This is a genomic window from Pseudomonas sp. B1-22, assembly GCF_050474425.1.
GTDB lineage: Bacteria > Pseudomonadota > Gammaproteobacteria > Pseudomonadales > Pseudomonadaceae > Pseudomonas.
This window is the reverse complement of the sequence record NZ_JBCHVH010000002.1, coordinates 855975-877566: the sequence shown is the minus strand read 5'-3', so window position 1 is coordinate 877566 and position 21592 is coordinate 855975. Positions and strand designations below refer to the sequence as shown.

Sequence of the window (21592 nt, the reverse complement as noted above, 5' to 3'; positions counted from 1 at the left end):
TCAGTTCTGCAGTTCGGCCTGGCTTTCCACGGGGTCGAGCAGCACGGCGCGTTGCTGGCGTACCAGCAGGTCGAAGATCTGTTCCTGTTTCTCGCCCAGCACGCCGTTGAAGGAGATGCCGGACGACTTGGTCGGGCCGAGCATGTTCACCTTGTAGAGCTCCAGCGACAGCGGCGAGTCCACCGACAAGGGGCCCGAGCCGTTGCCGGCCAGCTTGCCGCCGACCACGATCAGCGAGACCTTGGTGTCGAAGGGGTCGAGGTCGATGTTGCGGTCGGTGTCGGACAGGTCCTTGATGTGGCCGTACACGCCCATCAGCTGGTTAGCGGCGGCGAGGTTCTCGTACAGGCGGATGTTCACGCTGTTACGGATACGGATGCCGTGGCGCAGGTTGGCCAGCACCTGATTGCCATAGATGAGGTTGTCGCCCGACTCGTAGAGGGTGATGCCGTCGGAGTGGTTGCGGTACACCTCGTTGTAGGCGACCAGGTTGCGCTCGGAGTTACGGTCCAGGACGATCCCGGAGAGGTGGTTGTCGTAGGTCTTGTTCTTGAAGATCCAGCTGTCGTTCACCTCACGGGAGACGATGATGCCGTGCTTCTTCTTGGTCCCGTGGACCTCGTTCTCGGCGATGATCAGGCGGTGCGAGCGGTCGTGCGGGTCGATGCCGTAGATGATGTTGTCGCGGTAGGTATTGCCGCGTACCACGAGGTCGTCGGCCTCGTAGCAGTAGAAGCCGTACCAGGCGTCGACGAAGGTCGAGCCGATCACCCAGCCCTTGGGACGCGGGCGCTTCATGGTCTTGTCCATGCCCGGGCTGTACTGGGAGATGGAGATGCCGTAGGCCTTGGAGGCGTTGTAGCCGAAGCTGGTGAAGGTACTGTTCACCAGATAGGCCTCGGCGCCGCCCCAGGAGATCAGGAAGGGACGGAATTCATTCGGGGACTTGAACCAGGCCGGTTCCTTCCTGGCCTCGTTCCAGGCGGTGACCTTGGTGTCGCGGACGAACAGCTTGCCGTCGTTGACCAGGAACGCGCCGCGGTCCTGGGATAGGCGCAGCTCCTTGACCTTGCCGTCGATCTCCAGGGTTGCGCCCTGGCTCACCACGATGGGCAGGCGGGCGACGTAGATACCGGGTTCGACCTCTTCCAGCGCGGTTTTCGGCAGCTTGCCGACAAGATCGGCCAGGTTGACGTAGCCGCCTTCGACGAAGACCGCCTGGGGCATCTGGCGCTGGCGCTTCACCCATTCGGCGAGGCGGTTCTTGCCGCCAGTGAATTCCTTCAGCGGCTGCTGCTGGACCATGCGCTGCACCAGGGCCTTGCCATGTTTGCTGCGGTCGATCTTCTTCTGCACGGCCTCGGCGGTATAGCCGGTGAGGTCGGGCAGCTTGGGCGGGGCCAGCTTCAGCGGCTCGCTGGGCGCGGCGGTCACGGTGTAGTTGCCGGACTGCTTGAGTGTCTTGGTATGGCCCGGCTCGTTGTCCGCCGGTTCCTCGGGAGCCTTTTCGCTGCCGGTGCTTTTCGCACTGTCCTTCTTGCCATTGGCGGCGGTGGCCGCCTTGGCGCTAGCTGCGGCTTTTTCCGCGGACGGTGCGGCCCACACCGGCGCGGCGGCGCTCAGCAGGCCGCCGAGCAGCAGCGCGGTGAGCGGCAGGGGGTGTAACGGATGGCGGTTCATGGCCGTTGTCTCCTTGCGAGCGCTGGCAGGGTTTGCCGGGTTCCCGGGCTTGGGCGCGCGACGGGGCAGCGGGGCGGCCCGCAGGCCGCTGTCCGCGTGTGCATTTCCGTCATGTCCGCCAAGGCGGGGAACCCACGACAAACCAGCCATCGCTGCAGTCCTCAGAAGCGCCAGATGACGTCGATGAAGGCGTGGTGCATGGTCGAGTCCACGTGGCTGCCGTAGGCGTCGCCCGGCTTGAACACGCCGCCACGCAGGCGCACCAGTGCCGACGGCTCGTCGATGCTCTGGCTCATCGACGCCGGCAGCAGACCCTGCTTGAAGTACTTGGTGACGACCAGGTCGGCCTCCTGGCCGAGGTCGGTGGAGTCGTTGACCAGCGGGGCGTTGATGCCGCTGTTGCCGATGTCCGAGTCACCGTCGACGCGGCGGAACTTGTGGTACACGACGCTGGCGTCGTAGTCCTCGCGCATCTGCCAGGAACCGAACAGGGTGGCGGCCTCGACGTTCGAGAGTTCACCGCGGAAGGCTTCACCGAAGCGCGCCACGCGGGCGCGGGTGCCGGTGAAGTTGGAGCGGTTGCTTTCCAGGCCGGTCTGCTCGAACTGGTCCTCGCCGTTCTTGCCGCCGCCGCTGCCGCGGGCATAGGCGCCACCGACGCGCCACTGCTCGTCGATGTTCCAGCGCAGGCCGAGGTCGACGCCGTAGGCGTCCACGTCGCCGCTCTGCTTGCCGGTGGCGATGCTTTCGCCGTTCACCGGGACGGTGGTCAGGCGGTCGCGGTTACCGGTCAGCCAGGTGGCGCCGGCCCAGTAGTTGATGGGCATCTGCGAGCGCCAGTTGTAGCCGTCGCCGTTGGCTTCCAGGCCTACCCAGGTGAGCTCGCCGGTGGACTTCTTGTCCAGCGAGTCGACGGTTTCGCCCGGGTCCGGCAGGCTGCCGCTGTCGTCGGCGTGGTGCAGGCGCAGGCCGACCCAGTGGTTGGGCATCCACTGCGTGGAGATGTCGCCGAAGACGTGGGTGCGGTCCTTGTCTGCCGGTGCCAGGTCGGTGATGTCGGTGCGGTAGTCGGAGAAGCGCTGGGCGACGCCGGCGTGGGCACGCAGCAGGGTGGTGTCGAAGGTCCAGTTCAGGGCCTCGATGTTGGTGTCCTGCCAGGTGCCGCTTTCCTCACGCAGGCGCTGGCGGCCGAAGCGCAGGTGCTCGCCGGGGTACTGGGTGAGGCCGGCGTAGTCGACCCAGAACTCGCGCAGGGCCAGATAGGCGTCGTCCGGCTCGCGCTGGTTGTCGTTGCCGCTGCGGTCGTTGGTGACGTCGTCGGACTGCAGGGTGTCGGTCTGGATGGTGTCGGTCGCAGCCACGGCCTGACCCATCACGTAGGCGCTCCAGTCGCCCCACTGGCCGAAGGCCCAGGGACGCAGGTCGATACCGATGCCGTTGAGGTCGCCGCCCGGGGCGGTGCCCAGGTCGCGGTCGTCCTCGGATTCGGCGGTGATCTTGACGTCCAGGCCGTAATTCTTTGGCGGCTCCTCGGCCGCGTAGGCGAGACTGCCGAACAGGGTGCCGGCGAGGCTGATGCCGGCGCCGAGCATGGCTGGGAACAGGCGTGCGCGGCGAACAGCAGAAGCCAGAGCTCGCGGCTTAATCCCTTCGATAAGAGCAAACGGCGGGGTGGTCATCGGGTCAATGCGCTTCATAGGTTTTCTTGTTCCTGGTTGTTCTGCAGAAGGCTGACGGTGGCTTGCCAGTTGGCGCCGCGCGTTTGTTCCTCGCGCTTGAGCAACTGCTGGGCCGCAGTGCGGTCGGCCGGTTGTATCAGCGGCTCGATCTGCGCCATCAGGTCGGTTGCGGTGGGGACCTGCTGGCGTTTTGCGAGCTCGCCGAAGACGTAAGCGTTGACCAAATTCGGCCGAACGCCACGTCCCTGCGAATACAGCTGTGCCAGAGCCATGTCCGCGCTGGCCTGTCCGGCGCGGGCGGCGATGAGCAGGTGGTCTACCGCTTTCTGCGGGTAGACCTTGCCCAGGTAGCCGCGGCGGTAGATCTGGCCCAGGTAGTAGTGCGCCTGGGGCTCGGTGGCGGCGGCCTTGAGCAGGTACTGTTCGGCCTTCTGCGGCTCCTGCGGGGCCCACTTGCCGTCGTAGTAGAGGCGGCCCAGCAGCAGTTCGGCGCGCGGTTGGGCGGCGTCCTGGGCCTTCTTCAGGTAGTCGAGCATCTGGTTCAGGTCGCCCAGGTCGGGGTTGTCGTACTGCAGCTTGGCCAGGCTCACCCAGCCCGCCGGGTAGGTCGGGGCGATTTCGGTGAGCAGCGCCTGTGCGGCCTGCGGGTCGGGGGTGCCGATGTTCGGGTCGGCCAGCACGCCGGCTACCGAGTCGACGCGCTCGGAGGGCACGCGGCCGGCTTTCCAGGCGGCCTTGAGCGCTTCGATGTGGGCCTTCTGCTTATCGGCGTTGCCCTGGATCTGGTACACGGTGGCCAGTTCCATCCAGCACACGTCCATGCGGTTCAGCCAGCGCTGGCAGACCTGCTCGACCTCGCCCAGGTGCTGGTTGTAGGTGCCCTGGGTGCGGTAGAGGATGATCTGCGCCAGGTCCGCCTGCGGCAGCCCCTGCTCGCGCCAGTCGTTGATGCGCTGCTGCGGGTTCACGTTCGGCCAGGCCTGCGGGTATTGCAGGTAGAGGACGATCAGCGGCACCAGCGCGCTGTCCTCGCCTTCGTTGAAGGCGCGGGTCAGCAGTTGCTCGGCTTCGCGGTGCTCGGCGTCGGTGCCGCCGGGCTTGGCTGCCAGCCATTTGCCCAGGCGGGCACGGGCGCGCGGCGAGGTCTCGGCCGCTTCGCGGTAGAGCTTCTCGGCGCGGGCCTGTTCGGCCGGGTCGCCGGTGGCGGTCTGCATGTCGGCCAGACCGACCTGTGCGTCGGCGTACCCCATGGTCGCCAGGGCCTGGAAGTTGGCCTGGGCGGTGGCGATGTCGCCACGCTCCAGGGCCTCCTGGGCCAGGCGCTCGTCAGGCAGGCCGGCGCAGCCAGCGGCCACGGCGATGGCCAGTGCCAGGGCCAGCTTCGGGGCCATCTTCAGGGCAAGGGCTTCGACGGGACGGTTCATGGCGTGTTCCCTCTTAGCGTGCGGTGGCCAGGGCCATCGCCTTGTTCAGCAGGGTGCGGCCCGGCAGGCCGCCGATGCTGACTTCGGTCGGGCGACCGGCGAGCAGGGTGTCCAGCGGCTGGTCGGGCTGGATCTGCACGCGGATTTCCGAGGCCAGGTCGCCGTCTACCGGAGCGGTGCGGACGATGCGGCCGCCACGGACTTCGCTGTCACCGGCGATCTGGAAGTGCACGGCGGTGCCCGGCGAGAGTTCGGCGGCGTTGCGGTAGGGGAAGCGCGCCTCGACGGTGGCGGTGCTGTCGCGCGGGGTCAGGGTGAAGATGATGTCGCCCTTGTTGGCGAACTGGCCGTTGGCCACGCGCTGCTCCACTACGCGGCAGTCGCACGGGCTGGTCAGGGTGCCTTTCATCTGGTGGCCGAACAGCTTCTCGATGTTGCTCGGGCTGAGCTGTTCTTCGCTCAGGTTGCCCTTGAGCAGGTCCAGCAGGTTGGCGGAGAAGGTGGCGATCGGTGCGCCCTTGGCCACGTCCGCGCCGGCTTCCACCAGGCTCTCCACGGTGCCTTCGCGGGGCATGGTGATCTGCTGGTTGGCGACGTTGACCACGCCCGAGTCGGCGTGGGTGACGAAGTACAGGTTGTAGACCTGGTTGAGGATGACCGCGAAGGCGCCCACGCCGACCACAAAGATGGCGGTGCTCAGGGTCACGGCGCGCATGCGGCTGAAGAAGCCCATGCTGCCGGAGCCTGCGCCGTGCTTGCGGGCCTTGGTGAAGTTCTCGCGCTGCAGGGTGTTGAGCATGTCGCCGACGCTGATCACTTCGCCGGCCAGGAAGGAGGTGATCAGGTAGCGCAGGGCGGCGACTTCGCGCGGCTTCAGGTGCTGGAATTCGCAACCGACGCGGCGGCTGTCCGGGTCGTAGGAGCGCACCTGGAAGTCCACTTCCAGGGAAAAGCTGATGCTGTCGATCTGGAACAGCAGCTTGCCCTTGTGCAGGTCGCCGGCCTGGATCGGCGCGCCGCTGGCGGTGAAGGCGAAGCCGCCGGCGGAGATGTCCAGCAGGCGGGCATCGACGCCTTCACGGTTGGCACCGATATAGCGGATGCGCGCGGGCAGTTTGACCCGGGCGTGCTGGCGCTGGGCTTCGGATTCGTGCACGACATTGACGTTGACGGCGGTATTCATGTGGGCGAGTCCTGTTGTAGCTAATAGGGGCGGTCAGACGATGGTCAGCAGTACGGCAACGAAGACGCTGGCCGCGGAGAAGGTCATGGCGCGTGAGGACCAGGTGTTGAACCATTGCTGGAAGCTGGCCAGGCCACGGTCGAGCTTGGTGTTCTGGCGGGTCCAGGACTGCTGGTCGAGGCGGAAGAACACGTAGATCTTCACCATGGCGCCGACGATCTGGTTGTAATAAAGAATCAGCGGGTAGGCCGGTCCGATGTGGTGCCCCGACAACGACAGCAGCAGGGTCAGCACGAAGCGGGTGATACCGATCCACAGCAGGTAGACCAGCAGGAAGACGATGCTGTACTTGATGCTGGCGATGATCGCGGCGACCAGGCCGAGCAGGCAGGTCCACATCGACAGGCGCTGGTCGAACAGCACCACGCTGGTGAACCAGCCCAGGCGCTGGGGACCCAGGGCCAGGGCCCGGGAGTTCTGCCGCAGGTTGTTGCCGTACCAGCGGAACATCAGCTTGCGGCTGGCCTTGACGAAGCTCTTCTCCGGCGGGTGCTCGACGGTGTTGATCGCTGCGTCCGGAACGTAGAAGGTGTCGTAGCCCAGGCGCATCAGGCTGTACCAGCTGGACTTGTCGTCGCCGGTGAGGAACTGGAAGCGACCCAGACGCCAGTGGTCGAGGTGGTCGCTTTCCACGTCGGCGATGAAGTCCGGGTCGGTGACGACCTGGGCGCGGAACACCGACATGCGCCCGGTCATGGTCAACACGCGCTTGGACAGGGCCATCGAGCACATGTTGATGTGGCGCTGGGCGAAGCGCAGCTTGTGCCACTCGCTCATGATGTAGCCGCCCTGCACCTCGCAGAATTCGTTGGTGGTCAGGCCGCCGACATTGGAGAAGAGCTTGAACCAGGGCACGGTCTTGCGCACCACGCCGGGCTCCAGCACGGTGTCGCCGTCGATCACCGCGACCACGGCGTGTTCGTCCGGCAGGTCACGGGAGATGGCGCGGAAGCCGTGGGCCAGGCCGTCGCGCTTGCCGGTGCCGGGGATGCGCACGAAGTCGAGCGAAACGTGTTCCGGCGGATTGAGTTTCTGCCACTGCTGCTTGATCAGCACCTCGTCGGACATCTCGACGATGGAGCACACCACGGTGGTGGGATAGCCGCAGGCGATGGCCTCCTGGATCACCGAGCGATAGACCATGGAGGTGGTCAGCGCGTCGATGCGGAAGCTGGTGACCATCAGGAAGACATGGGATGGATCGGCCGCATCGCCCATCTTGCGCAGCTTGCGGCGGTAGTAGGGGTAGACCCCGTAGAGGAACAGCATGCCGCGCAGGAAGTGCAGGCCGCCCATCGAATAGCGCCAGATGCCGACCGCACCGATCAGCAGCAGGAAGTCCTTGGAGTCGGCGTCGAACACGGTCTTGGGCACTGCCAGCGCCAATACCATCAGCAGGCTGAGGAAGGCCAGCCAGCCCAGGGCTTCACCGATTACTCGTTTGTAGGTTTCCATGATGAGATCCGTCAGTCGCGTCGTGGGAGCGGAAAAGCCCTTGTAGGAGCGAGCTTGCTCGCGAACCCGCCTGGCACTGTGGCGTGGCGGAGAGCGTTCGCGAGCAAGCTCGCTCCTACGAAGAGCACATGGCGCTTACCAGCAGATGCCTTCGGCGCGCTCATTGGTGCCGTGCGACATGAAGCCGATCAGATCGACCACCTTCTTGCCCTGCGGCGCCTGGTTCACCACGTCGACGAACAGCTCGTCACCGTTGCCCAGCACCAACACGTCGGAGGTCTTCACCACCTGGTCCAGGTCGGAAACCAGCAGCGAGGAGACGTGGGGGATCTTCGACTCGATGTACTCCTTGTTCGCGCCATGGACGCGGGCGTACTCGACGTTGCGGTCGAAGATCTGCAGCTCGTAGCCCTTGCCGATGAGCATCTCGGCCAGTTCCACCAGCGGGCTTTCGCGCAGGTCGTCGGTGCCGGACTTGAACGACAGGCCGAGCAGGCCGACCTTGCGGGTGCCGTGCGCGGTGATGAGGTCGAAGGCTTTCTGCACCTGGTGCTGGTTGCTGCGCATGATCGAGCCGAGCATCGGGTGCTCGACGTCCAGCTGGCTGGCGCGGTAGGTGAGGGCACGCACGTCCTTGGGCAGGCAGGAGCCGCCGAAGGCGAAGCCGGGCTTCATGTAGTAGCGCGACAGGTTGAGCTTGTTGTCCTGGCAGATGACGTCCATCACCTCGCGACCGTCGACGCCCACCGCCTTGGCGATGTTGCCGATCTCGTTGGCGAAGGTGACCTTGGCAGCGTGCCAGACGTTGCAGGTGTACTTGATCATCTCGGCGACTTCGATCGACTTGCGGATGATCGGCGCGTCGAGTTCGCGGTAGATCTCTTCCAGCAGGTCGCCGGTCTTGGCGTCCAGTTCACCGATGACGGTCATGGGCGGGAAGTCGTAGTCCTTGATCGCGGTGGATTCGCGCAGGAACTCCGGGTTGGTGCCCACGCCGAAGTCGGTGCCGGCCTTCTTGCCCGAGCAGTCCTCGATGATCGGGATCACCACGTTGTTCACGGTGCCCGGCAGGACGGTGCTGCGCACCACCACGGTGTGGCGCTCTTTCTTTTCGCGGATCGCGTAACCGATCTCGCGGCAGACCGACTCGATGTAGCCCAGGTCGAGGTCGCCATTCTTCTTGCTCGGCGTGCCGACGCAGATGAACGACACATCGGTATCCAGGACGGCCTTCTTGAAGTCGGTGGTGCCCGACAGGCGAGCGGAACGGATGCCCTGTTCCAGCAGCGATTCCAGACCGGGTTCGACGATGGGCGACTTCCCTTTGTTGATCAGATCGATCTTGGTGGTGGAAACATCCACCCCGACGACTTCGTGGCCTCGTGCGGACAGGCAGCCGGCACATACTGCGCCAACATACCCAAGACCAAAGATGCTGATTCGCATCGCATTCACCTCGTTCAATTGTCGAGCTTTCAAAGTTGCCCGGAAGGGCGGTTTATATATCCGGCCCCGAAGGGCCTTTATTCAGGGTGAAAGAACCCGCGGAAGGCACGCTCAGGTGTCCTCCGTACTTCCTCCGGTAAGGCAGGGAAAGTAGTGCTAAACTTCAGAGCACTGTCTTTGGGCAAGTTTCAAATACTTGCCCTGTTTTGTTGCAGGCGGATTTCACCCTGGGTTGTTTATCCGCGCCGCTGTGCTCCGAGTTGTGTAGATGACTGTCTTCGTCACCTAAAAATTCATTTTTTTCATGAGCTTGTGATCGTTCTGGTGTCGATTGGTAATGCCTTCAGGTAATTACCGTTAGAACAAAAGCGCTCATCCCATCAATGCAGTTTCGTGATCTGCATCAATGATCGTTGCGGAAATAGGATTTTTCCAAAGTGGGGTTAGTTCCTTCCACTCATCCCGCTTCTGAAATCTTTTGAAATATCCAAATGACATCATTTGATGCCGCGATAATGGCAAATCGGGAGTTGTTCGTGGGGCTATCGTTACAGTGCAATATGCAAGGTCGGGAAAAGTTCAATTGAATTTTTGATTAAAAACGACCGCGCATCGCCTTCAATACTTTCGTTCAGCTGCCGTTCAGCTTTCTCCATTGCAAGTTGCAATCGTGAAATGCACGTCATGGCAATGGGCTGCTAGTGGCCAGTGGGCAGCGGGAAGATGTCGATTTCGGAAGGTTTTCTTGCCAGTAGCGGCTGATCGGGGGCCGAAAAAAAATCTCACGATTTCCCCCGAAGCAGACGAACGGTTATCTAGACCCTTCATGCAGTAAGGTCAATCGGGCATTTTTTGCGCAAGAAATAGACAACCCATGCCCTTTTGACTGACTCATTCAGTGGTCAATGGCTTACAGGCGATTTGGTATCAGGCGGGGAGGAAGGGCAGGAAAGGCGGGACGGGAGCCCGGCGGGGCTCCCGCAGGGCGGGTCAGTCTTCGGGATGATCGCGCAGGAACACCAGCTGGTCCGCCTTGGAGTGCTCGGCGCTATAGACGTAGCCGGCGTAGTTGAAGTCCTTCAGGCCTTCGGGGTTCTGCAGGCGCTCCTTGATCACGTAGCGCGCCATCATTCCGCGGGCCTTCTTGGCGTAGAAGCTGATGATCTTGTACTGGCCGTTCTTCAGGTCCTTGAACTCGGTGTCGATCACCCGCGCGTTCAGGGCCTTGCGCTTGACGGCGCCGAAGTACTCGTTGGAAGCGAGGTTCAGCAGCACCTCGTCGCCCTGCTCGGCCAGGGCCTGGTTCAGCCAGCCGCTGATGCGCTCGCCCCAGAAGGCATAGAGGTCCTTGCCACGGGCGTTGGCCAGCCGGGTGCCCATTTCCAGGCGGTACGGCTGCATCAGGTCCAGCGGGCGCAGCACGCCATACAGGCCGGAGAGCATGCGCAGGTGGCGCTGGGCGAAGTCGAAGTCGTCCTCGCCGAAGTCCTCGGCCTGCATGCCGGTATAGACGTCACCCTTGAAGGCCAGCAGCGCCTGCTTGGCGTTGGCCGGGGTGAAGTCCGGGTGCCAGCTGCCGAAGCGCGCGGCGTTCAGGCCGGCGAGCTTGTCCGACAGGTGCATCAGCTCGGCGATCTGCGCCGGCGACAGTTCCCGCAGGATGCCGATCAGTTCCTGGGCATCGTCCAGGTGCTCGGGCAGGGTGAAACGCTGCGTCACCGGAGCGGTGTCGTAGTCCAGGGTCTTGGCGGGGGAAATCACCATCAGCATCGTGCGGTCTCCTACAAGCGAGGCGCGATTGTAGGGATTCCCGCGTAACGGCTCCAGCTATGGGGGCGATTAGCATTGGCAGGGCTCATGGCTCTGATGGCGCGAGCGTTGCCGGACGGCCCCGGAGGGATCGGAGAGGGGGGAGGGAGGTTTTGCCAGGGGTAGGACTTTTAAAACTAGCGCTCCGCGAAGGCCTCGCCAAGCTATTTCGACGCAGGAAGAAAAAAAGCTGCTTGAGAAGGAAAAAGACTTTTTATCGTCATGTTTTTTCCTGTATTTCTGGAGACGTAGACCGCCGAACCCTGCAGACAGGTGGCGGCCCCGGCCCGTCCCCTCATATGCAGTGCTCTCGTGCCCGGTAGCGAGAGCTGGCGGCTCACCGCGCGGCGGAGCGCTGTAATGGCATTCCGTCGTAACGCCCCACTAAGAGGTGAACCGCGTATGGATGACCATGGACGCTCCAGCCCGACCCAGCCCACCCTGTACGTCCTCGATACCAACGTTCTGATCCACGATCCAAACGCCTTGCTGAATTTCCAGGAGCACCACGTCGCGATTCCGATGACGGTGCTGGAGGAACTGGACAAGCTCAAGACCGGCAAGCACACCGTTGCTGCGGAATGCCGCCAGGCGATCCGCCTCATCGATTCGGTGCTGGGAGAAGCGACCCCCGAGCAGGTGGAAGATGGGGTTCCCATCCAGCGCGGCAAGAGCGGCCCCTGTGGCAGCCTGTCGATCCTCATGAGCAAGCGGGCCGAGCCGATCACCTGGCTGCCCGAGCACCTGAACGACAACAAGATCATCAACCAGCTGGTGGAGCTGAAGAGTCGCCACAGCAGCAAGCGCGTGGTGCTGGTCACCAAAGACATCAACATGCGCCTGAAGGCGCGTGCCTGCGGGGTGTTCGCCGAGGACTACCACACTGACCAGCTGGTGGATGACGTCAACCTGCTGTCGCGTGGCTATCACTCGCTGTCCGGCTCGTTCTGGGACCGCGTGAGCAAGGTCGAGACCCGTCAGGACCACGGGCGTACCTGGCATCGCGTGCAGCTCACCGACAACCTGCCGGCCGTGCACATCAATGAGTTTATCGTCGACGAGCAGGGCTTCGTCGGCTGGATCAAGGGCATCCAGCAGGATGAGCTGCTGATCCTCGACCTGCACCAGGAACCGCTGCTGCACCAGGAGGCCTGGGGCCTCAGGCCGCGCGACATCTACCAGGCGCTGGCGCTCTATGCGCTGCTCGACCCGGACATCCACCTGGTCAACCTGTCCGGCGCCGCGGGCTCGGGCAAGACCATCCTGGCCCTGGCCGCCGCCATCGAGCAGACCATGGTCAGCAAGCGCTACCGTCGGATCATCGCCACCCGCAGCGTGCAGGGGCTGGACGAGGACATCGGCTTCCTGCCGGGCACCGAGGCGGAGAAGATGGAGCCCTGGCTCGGCGCCATCACCGACAACCTGGAGGCGCTGCATTCGGATGACGAGTGCACCCACGGCAGCGTCGACTACATCCTCAGCAAGGTACCGCTGCAGTTCAAATCGCTGAACTACATCCGCGGCCGCAGCTTCCAGCAGAGCCTGATCCTCATCGACGAGTGCCAGAACCTCACCCCGCACCAGATGAAGACCATCATCACCCGTGCCGGCAACGGCTCGAAGGTGGTCTGTCTGGGCAACCTGGCGCAGATCGACACACCCTACCTGTCGGCGACCAGCTCGGGTCTGACCTACCTGACCGAGCGCTTCAAGGACTTCCCCCACGGCGTACACGTGACCCTGCAAGGGGTGCCGCGCTCGGTGCTGGCGGAGTTTGCCGAAGCACACCTGTAACCACCCCGGCCCGCCAATCGGCGGGCCTTTTCTTCCGGCGCAGCGGTTCGTCGCGAGCCGCTGTCGCTGCATCGCCCGACCACGCGCGCATACCTCTTTTTGTATACAATCCTCTCCCCATCGCGCCGCTCGCCGTACTGCCAGCCGAGCGCCCCGGGGTTACACTGTCCCCTTGATCGTCCGCATTCTCCGGAGAGTTCCTGCCCGTGCTGACCCATCTCGATTCCCAAGGCCGCGCCAACATGGTCGACGTCACCGAAAAAGCCGTGACGTCCCGCGAGGCGGTGGCCGAAGCCCGGGTGCGCATGCTCCCGGATACCCTCAGGCTGATCCAGGATGGCGGCCACCCCAAGGGCGACGTGTTCGCCGTGGCGCGCATCGCCGGCATCCAGGCGGCGAAGAAGACCCATGAGCTGATCCCGCTGTGCCACCCGCTGCTGCTCACCAGCGTCAAGGTCGAGCTGGCCGCCGAAGGTGAAGACACCGTGCACATCGTCGCCCGCTGCAAGCTGGCCGGGCAGACCGGTGTGGAGATGGAAGCGCTGACCGCCGCCAGCGTCGCTGCGCTGACCATCTACGACATGTGCAAGGCCGTGGACCGTGGCATGACCATCGACAGCGTGCGCCTGCTGGAGAAGCTCGGCGGCAAGAGCGGTCATTACGTTGCTGCAGAAGGCGTAGCAGGAGACACTCCATGATCCGCGTGCAGTACTTCGCCCGCTACCGCGAAGCCCTCGGCCTGGACGGCGAGCAACTGAACTGGAGCGATTCCCTGGCCAGCCTGGACGACCTGCGCGGCCTGTTGCTGGAGCGCGGCGGCGCCTGGGCGGTGCTGGGCGAGCAGAACCTGATGTGCGCGCGCAACCAGGAGCTGTGCTCCCTGGACGAGCCCCTCGCCGACGGCGACGAGGTGGCCTTCTTCCCCACCGTGACCGGAGGCTGAAGCCATGACGATCCGCGTCCAGTCGGCGGCCTTCGATCCGGGCGCCGAACTCAATGCGCTTCACGATGCCAACGTCGGGGTCGGCGCGGTGGTCGGCTTCGTCGGCTATGTACGCGACTTCAATGAGGGCCGCGAGGTGGGCGGCATGTTCCTCGAACACTACCCCGGCATGACCGAGAAGGCCCTGGAGAAGATCGCCTTCGAGGCCCGCGAGCGCTGGCCGCTGCTGCGCCTGGACATCCTGCATCGCATCGGCCGCCTGGAGCCGGGCGAGCCCATCGTCTTCGTCGGTACCGCCAGCGCCCATCGCCAGGCGGCGTTCGATGCTTGCAACTTCGTCATGGACTACCTCAAGACCCGCGCGCCGTTCTGGAAGAAGGAAGACACCACAGACGGTCCGCGCTGGGTCGAAGGCCGCTGCAGCGACAAGGAAGCCGCGGAGCGTTGGAAGAGCTGAGCCATCTGACTGCGGTTTTTGACGCGCTGCGGGCCAATCGCGGACGGAGTCCGCTCCTACACCCATGCTCAGCCCCGAAGCGCCATGGTAGGAGCGGGCCATGCCCGTGATCGCGCGCATGGCGCGCTCCTGCAGGTTGGCTCCCTGCGTCTCCATTCGCGTAGGAGCGGACTTTGTCCGCGATGGCTTCTGGTGCGTTGCAGGTTAATCGCAAGGGTATCTGCTCCTACTGCCCCGCACGCGCCGGGGTAGTACCTCCTAGGAGGAATGGGCGGTAGAGGGGAAGGAGCGCAGGCTGGCGCCAGCCCTTTTTGCTCCGCATCGGAGAGCCCCTCATGAGCCATCTCAGCACCCCGGATTTCCAGCCGCTGGAGATCGCTGTCCTCACCGTCAGCGATACCCGCAGCCTGCACAACGATACCTCCGGCCAGGCCCTGGTGACCTCGCTGCAACGCGCCGGTCACGCCCTCGCGCAGCGCCGGCTGGTGATCGACGACGTCTACCAGATCCGCGCCGTAGCCTCGGCCTGGATCGCCGATCCCAAGGTCCAGGTCGGTCTGATCACCGGCGGCACCGGCTTCACCGCCCGCGACAACACTCCGCAGGCCGTCGCGCCCTTGCTGGAGCGCACCGTGGACGGCTTCGGCGAACTGTTCCGGCAGATTTCCCGCGAGGAAATCGGCACCTCCACTATCCAGTCCCGCGCCATCGCCGGCATCAGCAACGGCACGCTGATCTGCTGCCTGCCCGGTTCCACCGGCGCCTGCCTCACCGCCTGGGAAAAGATCCTCCTGCAGCAGCTCGACAACCGCACCAGGCCCTGCAATTTCGTACCCCATCTCAAGCGTCTGCCCGAGCGCCCGGTGCTGGCCTGCGGTACCCGCGCATGAGCGCCTGCGGCTGTTCCGGCGCCGGCCTGCGTCCGGTGGACGAGGCCATTGCCGCGCTGATGGACTTCGTTCCCCTGGCGCCGCCAACCGTGCGCGTCGATCTGGAGCACGCCCTGGGCCGCGTGCTGGCGGAGGACATGCGCTCCCCCATCGACCTGCCCCTGTGGGACAACAGTGCGATGGACGGCTATGCCCTGCGCAGCAGCGACATCGGCCTTACTGGTACGCGGTTGAAGATCGCCGGCTGCATCGCCGCCGGTGATGCCGCCCAGGTCGAGCTGCAATCCGGCCAGGCCGTGCGCATCTTCACCGGCGCGCCGTTGCCGCCGGGGGCGGACAGCGTGATCGCCCAGGAAGACTGCGAGGTCGATGGCGACTGGCTGCAGGTGCCCGTGGTCGAGCAGGGCAGCCATGTGCGCCGTCGCGGTGAGGAACTGTGCGAAGGCGATGCCTTGCTCAGTACCGGAAAGAAACTGCGCGCGCAGGATCTCGGCCTGCTCGCCAGCGTCGGACTGGACCGCGTCAACGTCTACCGCCCGCTGCGCGTCTGCCTGCTGAGCAGCGGCGACGAACTTCGCGAGCCCGGTGAGCCACTGGCGCCGGGGCAGATCTACAACGCCAACCGCTTTAGCATCGGCGCGTTGCTGCGCGGCTGGGGCATGGAAGTCCACGACTACGGCGTGCTCGCCGACACCCTGGCGGCCAGCCGCGATGCGCTGAGTCTGGCCGCGTCGGAATGGGACGTCCTGATCACCAGCGGCGGCGTGTCGGTGGGTGACCGCGACTACCTCAAGCAGGCGATCCAGGAGCTGGGTGAGTTGCACTTGTGGAAGCTGAAGATGCAGCCGGGCAAGCCGCTGGCCTTCGGCAGCATCGCCGGCAAGCCGTGGATCGGCCTGCCGGGCAACCCGGCCGCCGCGCTGGTCACCGCGCTGGTGGTGGCGCGGCCGTTCCTATGGCGTGCCCAGGGGCGCAGCGAGGTAGAGACGTTGCCGGTTGCGCTGCCGGCGGGTTTCGACTGGCCCGTACCCAACTCGCGTCGCCAGTACCTGCGCGCGCGTCTGGAGCTGGACAGCGGCGGCGTAGCCCGCATCTGCCTGCATCCGCAGCAGGGCTCGGCCATGCTGCGGGCGGCGAGCTGGGCCGACGGCCTGGCGGTGGTGGAGGCCGGGTGCACGCTGCGCGCGGGCGAGTTGCTGCCCTTCCTGTCGTTCAGCGAACTCGGCGCCTGACACCCTTCCGGCTGCCCTGTGTGCTCTTGTAGGAGCGAGCTTGCTCGCGAACGGGCCTGGCAGCTGCGCTTGTTCGCGAGCAAGCTCGCTCCTACAGGTAAGGTCACGGTCGGTGTGGGCGGTCAGACCAGGTGGTTCTCCACCGCCCACACCGCCGCCTCGACGCGCGAACGCATGCCCAGCTTGTGCAGCACGCGCTTCACGTGGACCTTCACGGTGCCTTCGGTGATGTCGAGTTTGCGCGCGATCATCTTGTTGCTGTAGCCGTGGGAGAGCTGGCGCAGGATCTGCCGCTCGCGGTCGGTGAGTTCCTCGATGCCCTTGGGGCGGTCGTCGCCGCGCAAGGCCTGGGCCAGTACCTGGGTCAACTGCGGGCTGATGGTGAGCTGGCCGGTGGCAGCCTGGCGGATGTGTTCCAGCAGGCGCTCGGGCTCCATGTCCTTGAGCAGGTAGCCGTCGGCGCCGGCGCGCAGCACGTTGATCACGTCGTTGCGGTCATCGGAGACGGTGAACACCACGATGCGAGCATCCTCGCCGCTCTCGCGCATGGCGCGCAGGGTGTCGAGGCCGGTCATGCCCTTCATGTTGAGGTCGAGCAGGATCATGTCCGGTTCCAGCTCCGCGGCCAGGCGCAGCGCTTCCTCGCCGCTGCCGGCTTCGCCCACCACTTCCAGGTCGTCCTCGAACTCCAGCAACTGGACCACGCCCTTGCGCATCATCGGGTGGTCATCGACGAGCAGGATGCGTGCGCGGTCGTCGGTGGGGGTGGCCGTCATGGGTGAGTCTCCGGGTACTGCGACAGGGGTTTGTGGGTGAAGCGCACGCTGACGCGGGTGCCCTGCGGTTCACGCGGGGCGATGCTGAAGGCGGCGTCCAGGGTCTGGCTGCGCTCCCGCATGATGCTAAGCCCATAGTGCCCGTTGCGGCTCTGCGCTGGGTCAAAGCCGACGCCGTCATCGTCGACGGTGATGTACACCTGGTCCTGCGCATCCTCGAAAAGGGCCACCGTTGCGTGGCTGGCCCGGGCATGGCGCACCACGTTGGAGAGGGCCTCGCGGACGATCTGCAGGATGTGGATTTCCTCGTTGGGGTTGAGCGGGATATGCGCCAGGCGGTTGTCCAGCTCGATGGTCAGGTCGCCGCGCTCGCCGAACTCTTCCACGGTTTTCACCAGTGCGACTTCGAGGCTCGACTGCTCCAGGCTCAGGCGGAAGGTGGTGAGCAGTTCGCGCAGCTGGCGGTAGGCGCTGTTGAGGCCCTCGCGCAACTCGTCGAGGGTCTCATCGATCTTCTCGGCCGGCACGTCGCGCTTGAGCAGGGTGGCCAGGCGGCTGACCTGGATCTTCAGGTAGGACAGCGATTGCGCCAGCGAGTCGTGCAGCTCGCGGGCGATGGTGCTGCGCTCGGCGAACAGCGCCAGGCGGTTCTCCTGCTCCTGCTGCAGGGACAGGGCGAAGGTGCGCGCGATGTTGTCGCAGAAACCCTCGATGAACTGCTGCTGCCAGTCTTCCAGATGGCCGTCGGGAGTCTCGATGAACAGCTCGCCGAAGCGGTGCTCGCCGATGGACAGCGGCTGCATCAGCAGCGGGTTGATGCCGCGGATCGGATTGTTGCAGTGGTCGGCCTGGGCGCGGCATTCGCCGCAATTGCCCTGCCGGCAGAAGCTGCCGGTGATGCCGTCGGTGGTCAGCGAGGTGTAGGCGCGCTCGACGCCGTCCTTGTTCAGGCAGAGGGTCACCTTGCCGGCATGCAGCACGCGTTCCAGCTGGTCCAGCAGGGGCTGCAGGGTACGCTCGTCGTACGGGTCCTGGCCCAGGCGGCGGGCGCTGTCGTAGAGCAGTTCCAGGCGCTGGTGGCTGTTGGACAGGTCGCGGGTCTTGTCTTCCACCCGCGCTTCCAGTTCGCGGTAGCTGGCCTGCAGTTCCGCGGCCATCTGGTTGAAGCGCTCCCCGAGCTGGCTCAGTTCGTCCTCGCCACTGCTGCTGACCCTGACGTCGAGGTCGCCTTCACCCAGGCGGCGGGCGGTGGTGGTCAGTTCGCGCAGCGGGCCGACCACGTGGTAGCTCAGGTCGTAGAGGCTGATGAAGACCACCAGCAGGCTGAGAAACAGACACAGGCCCTGCACCGTGCTGAGCATCTGCGAGCGGTATTCGGCGTTGCGCTGCAGGGTGCCAACGAAGCCGTCGATGTGCCCGACGAAGGTGTCCAGCGTGGCCAGGGCCGGCGCCTGGGAGAGGTCGAGGTTCTGTAGCTCCTTGCGCAACTGGTCGTGCTGCTGACGGATCGGTGCGTCAGCGTCCGTGCGGCGCAGCAGGCGGGTGATCTCGTCGTTGTCCAGGCGCGCGGCGAGGGTCGATTGCAGGGCCTGACGGTTGATCGGCGACGGGTCCAGCGCCAGGCGGTAGGTAAGCATCCGCAGGGAGCCGGCCTGGTTGATTACCGCCGCGTCCTGATGCGAATAGTCGGCGAACAGCAGGGCGCTGAACATCCCGGCCAGGGCCAGCGACACCAGCAGGGTGAGGTAGCAGCCGAAGCGCACGACGATGGATTTGCGCAGGGAAGGGCGTCCGGCAGGGGGACTACCCACAAAGAGTCGGTCGGTGCCGGCGGCGTCGGCAGGGCGTGCCGTAGTCATGGTAAATGCCTTTTAAAACAATGAGTTAAGCATTCATTTCAGTGATACCCACAAGGAGGTAGCGGCGCGCATCTGCTCATGAATCGCTGTTTCGCTCATTGATGGCGATCAAGAGAAGGCGACACCTCCTTACCTAACGTGCGGGCAAAGGCTGTCAGGAAGTGAGCTTAGCCATGTTGTCCCACCGTCAGAAACAGTACTCCGTGCTCGGCATGAGCACCCTGGCGTTCGCCGTGAACTTCGCGGTCTGGACGATGTTTTCGATCATCGGTATCCGCATCAAGGAGGAGCTGGGCCTGTCCGAGGCGCAATTCGGCCTGATGGTGGCGTTGCCGATCCTCACCGGCTCGCTGGTGCGTCTGCCGCTGGGGTTGATCAGCGACCGCTTCGGCGGGCGCATCGTGTTCTTTGTCCACATGCTGCTGGTGGCCATCCCGATCTACGGCCTGGCCTTCGCCACCCTCTATTGGCACTACCTGGTGCTGGGCCTGTTCGTCGGGCTGGCCGGCGGCTCCTTCGCCGTGGGCATCGCCTACACCTCCTCGTGGTTCGAGAAGGAACGCCAGGGCACCGCCATGGGCATCTTCGGTGCCGGTAACGCGGGGGCGGCGATCACCAACCTGGTGGCGCCGATGATCGTGGTCGCCTTCGGCTGGCGCATGGTTCCGCAGATCTACTCGGTGGCCATGCTGGTGACCGCGCTGCTGTTCTGGTTCTGCACCTGGACCGACCCCGCCCACGCCAAGGGCGGCGAGGCGGACCCGAGCCGCGCGCGCCCGACCCTGGCCAAGCAGCTGGCGCCGCTGGGCGAGCTGCGCGTGTGGCGCTTCGGCCTGTACTACTTCTTCGTCTTCGGCGGCTTCGTCGCCCTGGCTCTGTGGCTGCCCAAGTATTACATCGCCGAGTACGGGCTGGACCTGCGCACCGCCTCCTTCATCACCATGCTGTTCACCCTGCCGTCAGGCCTGATCCGCGCCCTGGGCGGCTGGTTCAGCGACCACTACGGCGCCCGCGCGGTGAACTGGGGCGTGTTCTGGATCTGCCTGGTTTGCCTGTTCTTCCTCTCCTATCCGCCGACCACCATGACCATCCACGGCATCAAGGGTGACGTGAGCCTGGGCATCGGCCTGAACGTCTGGCTGTTCACCTTCCTGGTGTTCGTCGTCGGTATCGCCCAGGGCTTCGGCAAGGCCAGCGTGTACCGGATCATCCACGACTACTACCCGCAGAACATGGGCACCGTCGGCGGCATGGTCGGGGTCATCGGCGGCCTCGGCGGCTTCTGCCTGCCCATCCTGTTCGGCTACGCCGCCGACCACATCGGCGTGCGCTCCTCCTGCTTCATGTTGCTGTTCGGCCTGACCGTGGTCTGCATGGTCTGGATGCACTACGCGATCAAGCAGCAGCAACGCCTCGACGGCCAGGCCCGCGTGGCCGACGTCGACGCTACCCCCATTCCTTCCCGCCAATCCTGAGGTAGTGTCGTCATGGGCATGATCAATTCCCAACTCAAAGCCGCCAGCGGTCCGCTGCTGATCGACTGGCGCCCCGAGGACCCCGAGTTCTGGGCCCGCAGCGGCAAGCGTATCGCCGCGCGCAACCTGTGGATCTCGATCCCCGCGCTGCTGCTGGCCTTTGCCGTGTGGATGATCTGGAGTACCGTCACCGTGCGCCTGAACGCCGCCGGCTTCAGCTTCAGCAACGACCAACTGTTCCTGCTCGCCGCGCTGCCGTCGATCTCCGGCGCCACCCTGCGGGTGTTCTACTCCTTCATGGTGCCGGTATTCGGCGGGCGCCGCTGGACCGCGCTGTCCACTGCCTCGCTGCTGATCCCGTGCCTGTGGCTGGGCTTCGCCGTGCAAGACCCGAGCACGCCGTACTGGGTGTTCGCGACCATCGCGCTGCTGTGCGGCTTCGGCGGCGGCAACTTCGCCTCCAGCATGTCCAACATCAGCTTCTTTTACCCCAAGAACCAGCAGGGCACCGCCCTGGGCCTGAACGCGGGCCTGGGCAACCTGGGCGTTTCGGTGATGCAGTTCGCCGTACCCCTGGCCGTGGCCGGTGGCCTGTTCGGCGCCTTCGGCGGCGAGCCGCAGCAGCTCTCGGACGGCGGTCGCCTGTTCCTGCAGAACGCCGGCTGGATCTGGGTGCCCTTCATCGCCGTGGTGGCCATCGCCGCCTGGTTCGGCATGAACGACATCGCCGATGCCAAGGCCTCGTTCCGCGAGCAGTCGGTGATCTTCAAGCGCAAGCACAACTGGCTGATGTGCTGGCTGTACGTGGCCACCTTCGGCTCGTTCATCGGTTTCTCCGCCGGCTTCGCCATGCTCAGCAAGACCCAGTTCCCGGACATCAACCCGCTGCAGTACGCCTTCCTAGGCCCGCTGGTGGGCGCCCTGAGCCGTCCGCTGGGCGGCTGGCTGGCGGACAAGTTCGGCGGCGCGCGCATCACCCTGTGGAACTACGCGGCGATGATCGCCGGCGTGTTCGCGGTGATCAGCTTCCTGCCGGGCGCGAACGGCGCCGGCAGCTTCTTCGGCTTCCTCGGCTCCTTCATCGGCCTGTTCTTCTTCGCCGGCATCGGCAATGGCAGCACCTTCCGGATGATCCCGGTGATCTTCCGCAACGAGTGGGCTGCGCGCCTGAAGCAAGGCGGCTTCACCGAAGCCCAGGCGACCCGGAACGCCAGCATGGAGTCGGCCGCGGTGATCGGCTTCTCCGCCGCCATCGGCGCCTACGGCGGCTTCTTCATTCCCAAGGCGTTCGGCACCTCGCTGGCCATGACCGGCAGCGCCGAGGGCGCCCTCTACGTCTTCGTCGCGTACTACCTGAGCTGCATCGTCGCCACCTGGTGGTGGTACGCCCGCAAGGGAGCGGAAAGCCCCTGCTGAGCCCTACGTGATTC

Annotated in this window: 16 protein-coding genes and 1 pseudogene; 8 read left to right on the top strand and 9 right to left on the bottom strand. The window is 65.0% G+C overall.

Annotation, left to right across the window (positions count from 1 at the left end):
* The 7 genes from algG to yaaA all read right to left on the bottom strand — a co-directional run bounded on the left by algG (nt 1) and on the right by yaaA (nt 10697).
* Nucleotides 1-1680 carry a mannuronan 5-epimerase AlgG gene (gene algG, locus ACQ5BL_RS10865; protein ID WP_243806322.1) on the bottom strand — a complete coding sequence of 560 codons (1680 nt, stop codon included), beginning with the start codon at nt 1678-1680 and terminating at the stop codon, nt 1-3.
* A 161-nt stretch (nt 1681-1841) separates the two neighbouring features.
* Nucleotides 1842-3272, bottom strand: coding sequence for an alginate export family protein (locus ACQ5BL_RS10860; RefSeq protein ID WP_243806704.1), 1431 nt, complete (start codon nt 3270-3272; stop codon nt 1842-1844).
* A 101-nt stretch (nt 3273-3373) separates the two neighbouring features.
* Nucleotides 3374-4783: an alginate biosynthesis TPR repeat lipoprotein AlgK gene (gene algK, locus ACQ5BL_RS10855; protein WP_243806319.1), complete on the bottom strand. Its 1410-nt coding sequence runs from the start codon at nt 4781-4783 to the stop codon at nt 3374-3376.
* Between the two features lie 13 nt (nt 4784-4796).
* Entirely contained in the window at nt 4797-5966 is a 1170-nt protein-coding gene (locus ACQ5BL_RS10850; RefSeq protein WP_243806317.1) for a PilZ domain-containing protein, read from the bottom strand.
* A gap of 33 nt (nt 5967-5999) precedes the next feature.
* A complete protein-coding gene (alg8, locus tag ACQ5BL_RS10845) occupies nt 6000-7484 on the bottom strand; it encodes a mannuronan synthase (RefSeq protein ID WP_243806702.1) in 1485 nt (494 codons plus the stop codon).
* Nucleotides 7485-7616: 132 nt separating this feature from the next.
* Nucleotides 7617-8927 carry a GDP-mannose 6-dehydrogenase gene (algD, locus tag ACQ5BL_RS10840; protein WP_207887685.1) on the bottom strand — a complete coding sequence of 437 codons (1311 nt, stop codon included), beginning with the start codon at nt 8925-8927 and terminating at the stop codon, nt 7617-7619.
* A gap of 990 nt (nt 8928-9917) precedes the next feature.
* Nucleotides 9918-10697 (bottom strand): peroxide stress protein YaaA, encoded by a 780-nt coding sequence (gene yaaA / locus ACQ5BL_RS10835; protein WP_243806315.1) that lies wholly within the window; start codon nt 10695-10697, stop codon nt 9918-9920.
* Nucleotides 10698-11138: 441 nt separating this feature from the next.
* Here yaaA and ACQ5BL_RS10830 point away from each other — a divergent pair, with 441 nt between their 5' ends.
* The 6 genes from ACQ5BL_RS10830 (at nt 11139) to ACQ5BL_RS10805 (ending at nt 16052) form a co-directional block, all read left to right on the top strand.
* Entirely contained in the window at nt 11139-12530 is a 1392-nt protein-coding gene (locus ACQ5BL_RS10830; RefSeq protein ID WP_207887689.1) for a PhoH family protein, read from the top strand.
* Nucleotides 12531-12736: 206 nt separating this feature from the next.
* Nucleotides 12737-13228: a cyclic pyranopterin monophosphate synthase MoaC gene (gene moaC / locus ACQ5BL_RS10825; protein WP_243806313.1), complete on the top strand. Its 492-nt coding sequence runs from the start codon at nt 12737-12739 to the stop codon at nt 13226-13228.
* Nucleotides 13225-13473 (top strand): MoaD/ThiS family protein, encoded by a 249-nt coding sequence (locus tag ACQ5BL_RS10820; RefSeq protein ID WP_243806311.1) that lies wholly within the window; start codon nt 13225-13227, stop codon nt 13471-13473. Before moaC ends, ACQ5BL_RS10820 begins: the two co-directional genes overlap by 4 nt.
* Before the next feature lie 4 nt (nt 13474-13477).
* Complete coding sequence (moaE, locus tag ACQ5BL_RS10815; RefSeq protein ID WP_243806309.1) at nt 13478-13930, top strand: molybdopterin synthase catalytic subunit MoaE; 453 nt, start codon at nt 13478-13480, stop codon at nt 13928-13930.
* A gap of 335 nt (nt 13931-14265) precedes the next feature.
* Nucleotides 14266-14820: a molybdenum cofactor biosynthesis protein B gene (gene moaB, locus ACQ5BL_RS10810; protein ID WP_243806308.1), complete on the top strand. Its 555-nt coding sequence runs from the start codon at nt 14266-14268 to the stop codon at nt 14818-14820.
* Entirely contained in the window at nt 14817-16052 is a 1236-nt protein-coding gene (locus ACQ5BL_RS10805) for a molybdopterin molybdotransferase MoeA (RefSeq protein WP_243806306.1), read from the top strand. Before moaB ends, ACQ5BL_RS10805 begins: the two co-directional genes overlap by 4 nt.
* A 122-nt stretch (nt 16053-16174) precedes the next feature.
* Here the strand turns inward: ACQ5BL_RS10805 and narL are convergent, their stop codons facing one another.
* Nucleotides 16175-16828: a two-component system response regulator NarL gene (narL, locus tag ACQ5BL_RS10800; protein ID WP_243806304.1), complete on the bottom strand. Its 654-nt coding sequence runs from the start codon at nt 16826-16828 to the stop codon at nt 16175-16177.
* Nucleotides 16825-18687 carry a histidine kinase gene (locus ACQ5BL_RS10795; protein ID WP_430293121.1) on the bottom strand — a complete coding sequence of 621 codons (1863 nt, stop codon included), beginning with the start codon at nt 18685-18687 and terminating at the stop codon, nt 16825-16827. The genes narL and ACQ5BL_RS10795 overlap by 4 nt, the downstream gene beginning before the upstream one ends.
* A gap of 173 nt (nt 18688-18860) precedes the next feature.
* Here ACQ5BL_RS10795 and ACQ5BL_RS10790 point away from each other — a divergent pair.
* Nucleotides 18861-20184, top strand: a pseudogene (locus tag ACQ5BL_RS10790) (nitrate/nitrite transporter).
* Nucleotides 20175-21578: a NarK family nitrate/nitrite MFS transporter gene (locus tag ACQ5BL_RS10785; RefSeq protein ID WP_243806297.1), complete on the top strand. Its 1404-nt coding sequence runs from the start codon at nt 20175-20177 to the stop codon at nt 21576-21578. Before ACQ5BL_RS10790 ends, ACQ5BL_RS10785 begins: the two are co-directional and overlap by 10 nt.
* Nucleotides 21579-21592 lie beyond the last annotated feature (14 nt).